We start from the raw sequence: 3,180 nt of genomic DNA, 5'->3' as shown, positions 1-3,180 counted from the left end.
CGGGGCCCGGAGCGGGCCGGGGCCGGGTCGCGGGTGCCGAACACGGACTCCTCGTCCGCCGGTGACTCCTCCGCGCGGAACCACCCCTCGGGCGCCACCGGGCGCGGCGGCGGTCCACCGCGCCCCGGGGTGGTCAGGGCGGTGAGCCGGGAGCGGAGTTCGGCGCAGCGCGCGGACGCGCGCGCGTGGTCGTCGCGCACCCACGCGAGGTCGTGCGCCAGCTGCCCGCCCTCGGGTGAGCCCTCCGGGGTCGTACGGAGCTGTCGTACCAGCTCGTCGGCCCGCTCCACGGCGTACGCCTGCTCGCGGACCATCAGCCGCAGCCGCTCGGACAGCGCTTCCTCGCCACCGGCCCGCCGGTCGTACGCGGCGGCGGACGCCGCGTGCAGGCGCCGTGCGCGGGCCGCCTCCGCCGCCGTCTGCTCGGCGTCCCGGCCCGCGCCGAAGTCCTGGAGCAGCGACTCCACGACGTCCCACGGGGGTATCTCGGCGCCGTCGAAACAGGCGCGCAGCCCGTCGGGGTCACGCTGTCTGAACACGCCGTACCAGCCGCCGCCCGGGTCGAGCAACGACGTCAAGTCGCGCAAGTACCGAGCGAACGCCCCTATTTCTGCCGGGAGTTGATGCACCGTCATCGCTGCCCCGTTCTGACCCCCCGTGCCTGCCCTGCGGTCAGGTGGCATTCGACCGCAGCCGTGTTACGGGACGGCTACGCGCAGTTTTCCGGGACGGTGCGGTGTGATCGGCACACCACACCGCGCCAGGGCCGCCACCGGTGCCGGCGGCGACGCCGGTGCCGACCCCGCTGCTCAGAAGGTGACGGCGATTCCGACCGTCTTGGTCTTGCCGCGCCGGAAGAGCCGGGCCGGCCGGTCGATCGCCCAGAACTGCCAGGTGTACTTACGGGTCAGGAGCTTGCGCACCCGGTTGTTCTCGGACACGTCCAGCAGCCGGGCCGTGCCTTCGAGTGTGGTCGCACCGGGCGCGATGCGTCCGCGCACGTCACAGGCCGCCAGGACCACATGACCGTTGTTGCGGATCCGTTTGACCTTCCAGGCGTCGTCCCTGGTCCAGATGAACAACTCACCGTTCTCCACGGCGTGCCAAACGGGGGTGGCGACACCCGTGCCGTCCTTGCGGTAGGTGGTGAGGCTGACATAGCGGGCGCGGCCGAGTTCGCCGACTTCGTCGAGGGTGGTCACGGACGCGAGACTACGCGCTCGCCACCCCCGCCAACCACTGAACACCCCAGCTTTCAGGGCCGTATAGAGGGGCGGTCCGCACATCCCCGGTGGACCGCCCCCGGCAGGGAAGGCAGGCCATGGCCGGCAATGTCACCGCACTCTTCCGTGCGTCCACCGCGCACAGCCCGTCGATCTCCATGCTCCACCGGGCGGGCGGCGGAGCGGCGGGCGGGATCGCCGACTTCTGCGTCCCGTGCAACCCGTACTTCCCCACCCCCGCGATGTTCGAGGCCATGGGCGCGAGGATCCGCGACATCCTGACCTACTACCCGAGCGGCGCCGACACCATCACCGCCGAGCTGTGCCAGGTCCTCGGCCTGAACCCGCAGACCGTCGCCATGGGCAACGGCTCCACCGAACTCATCACCTGGATCGACCACTTGCTGGTCCGCGACTCGCTGGCGGTGCCCGTGCCGACCTTCGGGCGGTGGACCGACCAGCCGATGGAGACCGGCAAGCGCTGCGACATGTTCCCGCTGCCGGAGGCGCACGGCTTCCAGCTGGACCCCCGGGCCTTTGTCCGTTTCGTCCAGGACCGGGGCTCCCGTACGGCCGTCATCTGCAACCCGAACAACCCGGACGGCGGGCTGCTGTCCAAGGCCCAGGTCCTCTACCTGTGCGATTCTCTGCGGGACTTGGACCTGGTCGTCGTGGACGAGTCGTTCCTGGAGTTCTCGGACACGGCGCGCGAGACCAGCATCGTGGACGAGGCCCCGCTCCGTACCAATGTGATCGTCCTGCGCAGCCTCGGCAAGAACTTCGGGCTGCACGGCGTCCGGTTCGGCTATCTCGTGGCCAACCCGTCGCTCGCCGGGAAGGTCCGCTCGATGCTCCCCAAGTGGAACCTCAACTCCTTTGCCGAGCATGTGGTGTTCATGTTGAAGGAGCACCGCAGGGAGTACGCCGAGAGCCTGGAGCTGACCCGGCGCGACCGGCGGGCGATGATCGCCCGGCTCACCCTGTTGCCGGGACTCACGGTGTACCCCTCGCAGGGCAACTTCGTGTTCGTACGGCTCCCGGAGGGCGTGGACGGCGCGGTGCTGCGTGACCGGCTGCTTGCGGAGCACGGGGTGCTGGTGCGCGAGTGCGGCAACAAGGTGGGATCGTCCAGCCGGTTCCTGCGGCTGGTCGTGCGGCAGGAGGACGAGGTGCGGCGCCTGATCTCCGGGATGGAGCAGGTGCTGTACGGCCGCCAGGTCACCCCGGCCCCGCTGCCCCCGGCCGTACCGCAGCCGATGCTCGCGCAGATGCCCGTGCCTGCCAGGGGTCTCCCCGCTCCGCAGCCGACCGCCGAGGGCCTCGGCCTGGTCCCGGCCCAGGTCTGGCCCGCCGCGCCGACGGGGCCCGCGCCTGCCGCCATGCCCCTGCCTCCGGTGACGGGCGGCCGGGGCTGGTCGTCGGGCACCCCGGCGGTGGACCGGCTGATCTCGGGGGCGTAGAGGAGCGGAGGACAGGCCGGGCGCGGCCTCTTGGACGTAACCTCGTGGAATGGTGGACATCAAGTCCGACGCGTCCCTGGAGTCCATGCGGGCCGCCGGCCGGGTCGTCGCACAAGCACTCACGGCGGTACGGGAGGCGGCGGACGTCGGCGTCCCGCTGCGCGACCTGGACGAGACCGCCCGCGCCGTGCTGCGCGAGGCGGGGGCCGACTCGCCCTTCCTCGGCTATCACCCCGCCTGGGCGCCCCTCCCCTACCCCGCCGTCATCTGTACGTCGGTCAACGACGCCATCGTCCACGGCATCCCGGACACCTACCGGCTGCACGACGGCGATCTGGTCAGCATCGACTGCGGGGCCACGCTGGGCGGTTGGGTGGGCGACTCGGCGATCAGCTTCACGGTCGGCCGCGCCAGGCCCGCCGACGTACGGCTCGTCGAGACGGCCGGGGCGGCGCTGGCGGCGGGGATCGCGGCGGCCGTCGTCGGCAACCGCATCG

The 3,180-nt window shown here is 71.9% G+C and carries 3 protein-coding genes and 1 pseudogene; 2 read left to right on the top strand and 2 right to left on the bottom strand.

Features of this window, described 5'->3' with window-relative positions; genetic code table 11:
* Together GT042_RS12975 and GT042_RS12970 are read right to left on the bottom strand one after the other, a co-directional pair.
* Positions 1-587, bottom strand: a pseudogene (locus GT042_RS12975) (hypothetical protein); the annotation flags it as partial.
* 222 nt (positions 588-809) lie between these two features.
* Positions 810-1,202, bottom strand: coding sequence for a PPOX class F420-dependent oxidoreductase (locus GT042_RS12970; RefSeq protein ID WP_345943757.1), 393 nt, complete (start codon positions 1,200-1,202; stop codon positions 810-812).
* 119 nt (positions 1,203-1,321) lie between these two features.
* On the opposite strand from GT042_RS12970, the gene GT042_RS12965 reads away from it, so the two are divergent.
* Together GT042_RS12965 and GT042_RS12960 are read left to right on the top strand one after the other, a co-directional pair.
* Positions 1,322-2,683: a histidinol-phosphate transaminase gene (locus GT042_RS12965; RefSeq protein ID WP_161308857.1), complete on the top strand. Its 1,362-nt coding sequence runs from the start codon at positions 1,322-1,324 to the stop codon at positions 2,681-2,683.
* A 49-nt stretch (positions 2,684-2,732) separates the two neighbouring features.
* Positions 2,733-3,180: M24 family metallopeptidase (locus GT042_RS12960; protein ID WP_161308856.1), on the top strand; the 448-nt coding region annotated here is incomplete at its 3' end.

It is taken from the genome of Streptomyces sp. SID3212, assembly GCF_009865405.1.
Lineage (GTDB): Bacteria > Actinomycetota > Actinomycetes > Streptomycetales > Streptomycetaceae > Streptomyces.
The sequence above is the reverse complement of the archived record's forward strand: the minus strand, read 5'-3'. Positions and strand labels throughout refer to the sequence as shown.